Below are 7198 nucleotides of genomic sequence, written 5' to 3'. Positions count from 1 at the left end.
TCCTAGGTTAGCGATCAAAATGGATCGCCTCTAATAAGTATTTAGGATGGGAGAGCAAAGAGGCTTATTATCTCTTCTGCCGCAGAGCGGCTTCGTTCAACAAGCTAATAAATAAGGACTAAAAACAGTTTGCTTTTTTCGTACCTCAACATTTTAGCCAACAATTTTTAGCCCATTATTAGGGCGTTAGGGTTACAAGGATAGTTCAGCATGAAAACTAAATTAATCATTTTATTTTCTTTAATTATGACTGGCTGCACATCACAAGTTTGGCAGGCTCCAAGTTATGAAGAGAAAATTACTGGATTTTATGCCAGTCAAGAGAATGGACTGTTACTTGTAACAGGTAAAAATTATAGTTATGTATTTGAGGCAAGTGACATATTAAAAAAGTCACTTGAACTAAGTCGTACAATTGAATTTTATCCTAGATATGAAAGCTTCAAACTAGATGAAGAAAATAATGTCAGTGGTAAACTGGATTTAATTACACATAACGCATCGGATAAACAAAAACTTAGAGAACTTGGGTTCCATCAAGACACATATGGAAATATTGAATTAACCTTTAACTTAACTGGTAAAAGATACACCGTTGAAGGAAGCTACCCGTTTCAAAAACTTGAAGATGATCATTATGTTTTGGTTGAAACACCTGAAACTGGTCTATCTAAAGCTGGTAAAATTGTAGTTACACCAGGGGCAGTAGCAATCGATGCTGTTGCTACCGTTCCAGTTGCTGCATTTTTTGGTGTGTTGGGTGTAATGAATGAGCTTGATCTGTAGTAACCCTAAAAAGTCATTAAAGCAGGAAAGTTTACAATTAGCTGTTTTCATTTTAACCAATTATTTTTAGCCTCTTAAGGAGGCGTTACCGTATATACATCTGCCATACTTATTCCTAATAAGAGTCATCACTTTATGAGTTTTAACTCTAACCAAATTCTGTCCAATAATGAGCTTGCCCCTTGGCTCGGATGTGGGCGAAGCGTCACGATCTTAAATCAAACGAAGTTTGATTGGTTTGGCTTTTAGATGTCGAAGTACTCAAGCACAAACAAGTTTTTGTCCAATAATGAGCCAACGACAACATACATTTAAGCCTTGGAGCCACAAAGCTCTCGTTAACGGGTCATCTTCTTCACAAAAACCACTACAAACAACGCAATGGTGAAGCTGCCGGTGAAGGCTTCGAAGGCGGCGATTGCGCGGGAGATCCCTATTGGGGTGAAGTCGCCGTAACCGAGTGTGGTAAAGGTGACGACTGAGTAATAGATGCAGCTGAGAAAGATAAATAGATTATCGACCAAGCTGTTGTTTAAGCTAAATTGGTGAATTTCACCATTGAAATTAAGCCCAGTGAAAAAATACAAAATAGCACTAAACAGGATTAATACTAGCGAGAACCCTATCACCCTTAACGGCGCTTCGCCGTAGCCGCAAAACAGGTCAATCGCTTTAGAGATAAATCGTTTTACGCAACGTTTTGGCATTTGATGGCGGCGCATGGTCAGCTCTTTACGAATATACTCACCTGACATGGCAAATAAACCTTCGCGCTCAGCTGCTTTGCGTAGATCGCGATAGATCTCTTCTGCCTGTTCAAAATAGTCCATGGCTTGCTCGGTGTTACCTTGCTTTTCTGCTGCTAGTGCGAGTTTCTCTTGGTGTAGTACTTTACCTGCATGCATGTTCTCTATTTTGGAGCCAATCCATTTCACTCCCAATAAGTTACAGCCATTAAGGTTGGCGCAGTGCAGGTTAGCTTCTCGTAGATCTGCCTTCATTAAACTGGCATCGGTAAGGTTAATATTAAACAGGTGACCGCCACTTAAATCGGCGCGATAGAGCTCGGCGTTACTGAGATCGTAGCCAACTTTTTGCTGGTGGCGCACCAGATCGACTCCACTAAGTTTGGCATGGTTTAGGCTGATGCCCCTAAGTTGACCACCGCGCCTGGCATATTGTTCAAGTTGTTGAATATCTTCGGGTCTGTCTTTAATAAATTTTGGGTCGTGCCAATAGCACAAGCCTGAGTCACCTGCGGGTTCTCGGCAAGTGTGGTCATTGGCTAAATGTCAGTTTTTAGCGCTTTAGCTAATATTGTTGAACAAAATTGCTGTTTTGATCGGTTTTGCGGCTAGGTTTCAACCCATGCATAGGTTAAAATAGCGGGTTTTCTATCTGTATATAATTGAGACGCTTGCAAGTCATTGCTTGTTGTCGGCAAAACTAATTAAAAAGTTGGCTAAATCATGTTTGAAGTAAATCCAGTTAAGTTCAAAATCAAGGAGCTCGCTGACCGTACCGACCTTCTTCGGGGGTATCTTTGACTACGATGCTAAAAGTGAGCGTCTAGAAGAAGTTAGCAGAGAACTTGAAAGTGCTGAGGTTTGGAATAATCCTGACAACGCACAAGCGCTAGGTAAAGAGCGTTCCGCACTTGAAGCGGTAGTGAAAACTATCGACGATATGGATAGCGGCTTAGAAGATATTGAAGGATTACTTGAACTTGCTGTTGAAGAAGATGACGAAGAAACCTTCAACGATGCAAGCGCTGAATTGAATGACCTTGAGAAACGGTTAGAGGAACTCGAGTTCCGCCGTATGTTCTCTGGTCCACATGATGCAGCCGATTGTTATTTAGATATTCAGTCTGGTTCTGGCGGAACAGAAGCGCAAGATTGGGCCAATATGGTGCTGCGTATGTTCTTGCGTTGGGGCGAAGCCCACGACTATAAGCCGGAACTGATTGAAGTGACTGATGGTGATGTTGCTGGTATTAAAGGCGCTACCATTAAGTTTACTGGCGAATACGCCTTTGGCTCACTGCGTACAGAAACTGGTGTACACCGTTTAGTGCGTAAGTCACCGTTCGATTCATCGGGCAAACGTCACACCTCTTTTTGTTCGGTGTTCGTTTATCCAGAGATTGACGATTCGATTGAGATTGATATCAACCCGTCTGATCTTAGAATTGATACCTACCGCGCCTCTGGTGCGGGTGGTCAGCACGTGAACAAAACTGAATCAGCGATTCGTATTACGCACGTGCCAACAAATACTGTCGTACAGTGTCAGAATGACCGTTCGCAACATAAGAACCGTGACGCTGCGATGAAACAGTTAAAAGCGAAGCTGTATGAGCTAGAGATGCTTAGACAGAACGCTGATAAGCAAGCCGCCGAAGATGCCAAATCAGATATTGGTTGGGGCAGCCAGATCCGTTCTTATGTGCTCGATGATGCACGTATTAAAGATCTACGTACCGGCGTTGAAAACCGAAATACCCAGAGCGTTTTAGATGGCGATCTGGACAAGTTTATTGAAGCTAGCCTTAAATCTGGCCTTTAACGAGAGAAGAAGATGACTGAACAAACACAAGATGAGAACAAGTTAATTGCAGAACGCCGTGCCAAGTTAGAGCACATTCGCGCGAACTGCCCTGCAAACGGTCACCCGAACAACTTCGATCGAAAACACAAAGCGGCAGATATCCAAGCTGAATATGGTCACCACACCAAAGAAGAGCTTGAAGGCATGGACGTTCAGCGTTCAATTGCTGGCCGTGTTATGGCTAAGCGTGGCCCATTCTTAGTGATCCAAGATGTGAGTGGACGTATCCAAGCTTACGCGGGTAAAGATGTTCAAAAAGATCTTAAGGCGACTTTCCAAGGTCTAGATATCGGTGACATCATCGGTGTCACGGGTAAGCTGCACCTTTCAGGTAAGGGCGACCTTTACGTGAACATGGAGCAGTACCAGTTGCTGACTAAAGCACTGCGTCCACTACCTGAAAAATTCCACGGCTTGTCAGATCAAGAAACTCGTTACCGCCAGCGTTACGTTGACTTAATCGTTAACGAAGAGTCTCGTGAAGCCTTTATCATGCGTTCAAAGGTTGTTTCTGCAATCCGTAACTTCATGATCAAAAAAGAGTTCATGGAAGTTGAAACCCCTATGATGCACAGCATTCCTGGTGGCGCTTCAGCACGTCCGTTTGAGACTCACCACAATGCACTCGATATGGCGATGTACTTACGTATCGCACCAGAGCTATACCTTAAGCGTCTAGTGGTTGGTGGTTTTGAGCGCGTATTTGAAGTTAACCGTAACTTCCGTAACGAAGGTCTATCACCACGTCATAACCCTGAATTCACTATGATGGAATTCTACATGGCGTACGCTGACTATAAAGATCTGATGGATCTAACCGAAGAGATGCTAAGTTCGATTGCGACTGAACTTTGTGGTTCTCCACAGCTGCCATATGGTGAGCATACTGTTGATTTCGGTGGCCCATACGCGCGTTTAAGCATGTTAGATGCGATCAAGAAGTACAACCCAAACAATGAAACGATTCAGTCAATGACTTACGAAGAAGTTAAAGACGTTGAGTTTATGCGTAACTTGGCTAAGAGCCTAGGCATGACTATCGAGAAGTTCTGGACTTGTGGTCAACTGCTTGAAGAGATCTTTGGCGAAACTGCTGAAACTCAGTTAATGCAACCTACGTTCATTACAGGTTACCCTGCTGATATTTCACCACTTGCACGTCGTAACGATGACAACCATTTCATCACCGACCGTTTCGAGTTCTTTATCGGTGGCCGTGAAGTGGCTAACGGTTTCTCTGAGCTTAACGATGCAGAAGATCAAGACAACCGCTTTAAAGCACAGGTTGATGCGAAAGATGCAGGCGATGACGAAGCGATGTTCTACGACGCTGATTACATCCGCGCCCTAGAGCACGGTCTGCCACCAACAGCAGGTCAAGGTATTGGTATCGACCGTTTGGTGATGCTATTTACTAACACGCACACTATTCGTGACGTGATCTTGTTCCCAGCAATGCGCCCACAAGGCTAGTTGTTAGCAGTATTGCCTCACTCAATATGAGTAGAGACAGATTAAGAAGCAGTTAGGTTTTCCTAGCTGCTTTTTTTATATCCATTTTTTGTATTCATTTTTTTTATATCCATTTCTTTATATCCATAGTTTTATCGCAATTCTTGGGTCATCAATCCCGTTGATTGAGTTGCTCTAGATTACTCTGCGCAGAGCAAGCTCTTCTAATAACGAGTATTACTGGTTTAATTACTGGTTTTATTAGTTGCTAAACACTCGTCAAGTTTTTAGTGGTATAGCACACAGTTTTCACTCGAAAATAGTTAACTTGGCTCGGCATCACATACAGGTAAATAGACAGCGTGTTAACCTCTGCCATTAGAGAATGATGGCTCTAGATACAAGAGATAACACTGAATATCGTACAGATATCAGGAAGATGATGACTTTATTAAAGGGTTTATCATAATGAAAAAAGTTTTATTGGCGGGTCTTTTAAGCTGCTTGATTGCAGGACAAGCAAGCGCAGAGCAGTTGGACCAAGATGTGGCATTAGGCATGGCAAGCCTAATGATTTGTACCACATTTTACGCAGAACATGACATGCAGATTGAAGGTAGTATTGTCGGACAGTCTGCCATGGCGCATAGAGGTGCTGGTATTGAAGATATGGTGATGTCAAAGGAGACAAGTGACGCACTGGATCTCTATATGAAGAACTTCCAAGCGGCCAACAAACAACAGCAGGTTAAGATCTGTGATGGTGCAATAACATTTGCTAGAGAAAGTGAATTTGTTAAAGCGAGTTAGTCTTTATTGAGACTTGCAGGCTTTAGTTGCTCACCGATATTAAACCGAATTAAAGCAGCTAAGCCTGAGCTTAACTGCTTTTTTTATAACTGAAATATGTGCTCCGGTTAGCTAAAGTTGTTGAAACGCGTTAGCTATTGAGATTAAAAATACTCTCATCGACCGAGTGCTTATATTGACTGGCATAAGCGTCTAGTTAAAACAGGCGTGCAAGACGTTCAACTTAGGCTATATAACATTATAAAAATCGGCTGCATCGAGCAGTTTTACCGCTCATGCCGCCAATGACGGCATGAGCGTATACCTTTGCTGTATCTGCTACAGATAAACAATAATATGAAGTGACTATTGGCCTTTTTTGAACGGCTGATAAAAATTAGTACGGTGGTGCACTGGAATATCTTCTAGGGCTAATGCACCGTCTTGCCAAGGATTACCATTGTCATAGAGTGACTCAAGTACATAATAACGATTACCATGTTGACCTAATAACTGCCAACTTCTGTACTGACGATAGAAGCAGTTACTATCGCTTCGTGGGTCGCAATTACTACTGGTTGGGTTGCCATTTAACCATTCAAGCGAACGGTATAGAACTACTTGGTTGTTCTCCATATACCACTGCAGTGGCGTTGTTTTGTACAAAATGCTGCCATCTGCAGAGGTTGCTTTTAGGTTAGCACTACCGTCAGCTAACAGCTCCCGTCAGCTAACAGCTCCCATTTGATCCCATAACCCATGACATCATATTTGGGCTGACTGCTGCTAAAACCATGATCCCAGTTGCCCACCAAATCACTGGTTTGCCAGCTCGATGCTGATAGTGTCGTTGCCATATTGGTGTACTGTACATTGATATCGCCTTTTTCATACAGGGCAAATACCGATGCACCACCTTTACGGTCAGAGCGATCATCAAACAGTTTTAACCAACGGATGGAGTAGTCGGCAAAGTTCATTGTTAACACGCCATCAGCATCGATGTTCCAACTGAAATCGGCGCTATCCTCAAGTACCGTACCGCTGCCATTATCATCGAATTGATAGGTCATTGCAGGTAAGCTATCTTGCAGGCGATTTAATTCAAGTGCTGTTTCAGAATAGTGTTCAAAAACAATGGATTGCCCTTTCAAGTCTTTCTCTTGCCAGACTTCAATATCATCGATATTAAAGGCAGTGAAATACATCTCTTCATCGATGATTTCGTTGGCAACCTCAACGCCATTATCTCTATCTACGCACACTCGATGGTGCTTAAAGATTTCGACAGCCTGCTGTACACCTCTAAAGCGACCTTTGATCATCTCAAAACGCTTATTTATTGGTGTATAGGTACAGTTGGCTGGATCTTGGAGCCCTTCTATCCAATCAGACCGAACTTGGGTTGACCAAGATGAGGTATCAACGACAATGCCACTGCCATCAACTGACCAACTCGCAGTGGTGATTTCGTCAAGACTCTGTTGGGTGAAGAGGCCATTTTCAGCAAAGGTATAAGATAAGTTAAATGGCAGACCTAATCCTGACTCTTCTACACAAA

Annotated in this window: 7 protein-coding genes; 4 read left to right on the top strand and 3 right to left on the bottom strand. The window is 42.9% G+C overall.

Features of this window, described 5'->3' with window-relative positions:
- Nucleotides 1-210: 210 nt before the first annotated feature.
- Nucleotides 211-786 carry a hypothetical protein gene (locus AB4238_RS20775; RefSeq protein ID WP_372035362.1) on the top strand — a complete coding sequence of 192 codons (576 nt, stop codon included), beginning with the start codon at nucleotides 211-213 and terminating at the stop codon, nucleotides 784-786.
- Nucleotides 787-1124: 338 nt separating this feature from the next.
- Here AB4238_RS20775 and AB4238_RS20770 read toward each other — a convergent pair whose 3' ends face one another.
- Nucleotides 1125-2030, bottom strand: coding sequence for a pentapeptide repeat-containing protein (locus tag AB4238_RS20770; RefSeq protein WP_372035361.1), 906 nt, complete (start codon nucleotides 2028-2030; stop codon nucleotides 1125-1127).
- Between the two features lie 225 nt (nucleotides 2031-2255).
- Between AB4238_RS20770 and prfB the strand changes: the two genes are divergently transcribed.
- From prfB to AB4238_RS20755, 3 genes are all read left to right on the top strand, one after another.
- Nucleotides 2256-3354, top strand: a protein-coding gene (prfB, locus tag AB4238_RS20765; protein ID WP_248972883.1) for a peptide chain release factor 2 whose coding sequence is annotated in 2 segments (ribosomal slippage) — nucleotides 2256-2330 and nucleotides 2332-3354 — 1098 coding nt in all. Because the reading frame shifts where the segments join, the coding sequence is not laid out codon by codon here.
- 12 nt (nucleotides 3355-3366) lie between these two features.
- A complete protein-coding gene (lysS, locus tag AB4238_RS20760; protein WP_372035359.1) occupies nucleotides 3367-4869 on the top strand; it encodes a lysine--tRNA ligase in 1503 nt (500 codons plus the stop codon).
- 447 nt (nucleotides 4870-5316) lie between these two features.
- On the top strand, nucleotides 5317-5658 hold the full coding sequence (locus AB4238_RS20755; RefSeq protein WP_372035357.1) for a hypothetical protein: 342 nt from the start codon (nucleotides 5317-5319) through the stop codon (nucleotides 5656-5658).
- 345 nt (nucleotides 5659-6003) lie between these two features.
- On the opposite strand, the gene AB4238_RS20750 is transcribed toward AB4238_RS20755, so the two are convergent.
- Together AB4238_RS20750 and AB4238_RS20745 are read right to left on the bottom strand one after the other, a co-directional pair.
- Complete coding sequence (locus AB4238_RS20750; protein ID WP_372035356.1) at nucleotides 6004-6303, bottom strand: hypothetical protein; 300 nt, start codon at nucleotides 6301-6303, stop codon at nucleotides 6004-6006.
- A gap of 47 nt (nucleotides 6304-6350) precedes the next feature.
- Nucleotides 6351-7198 (bottom strand): hypothetical protein (locus AB4238_RS20745; protein WP_372035355.1); only part of this gene is annotated, 848 nt, incomplete at its 5' end.

Source organism: Shewanella sp. 10N.286.45.A1, from assembly GCF_041470405.1.
GTDB lineage: Bacteria > Pseudomonadota > Gammaproteobacteria > Enterobacterales > Shewanellaceae > Shewanella.
This window is presented reverse-complemented; position numbering and strand designations above follow the sequence as displayed.

What these genes read in the sequence shown, in the direction of transcription:
- AB4238_RS20775 (WP_372035362.1), top strand. Translation starts at nt 211, where the DNA reads ATGAAAACTAAATTAATCATTTTATTTTCTTTAATTATGACTGGCTGC.
- lysS (WP_372035359.1), top strand. Translation starts at nt 3,367, where the DNA reads ATGACTGAACAAACACAAGATGAGAACAAGTTAATTGCAGAACGCCGT.
- AB4238_RS20755 (WP_372035357.1), top strand. Translation starts at nt 5,317, where the DNA reads ATGAAAAAAGTTTTATTGGCGGGTCTTTTAAGCTGCTTGATTGCAGGA.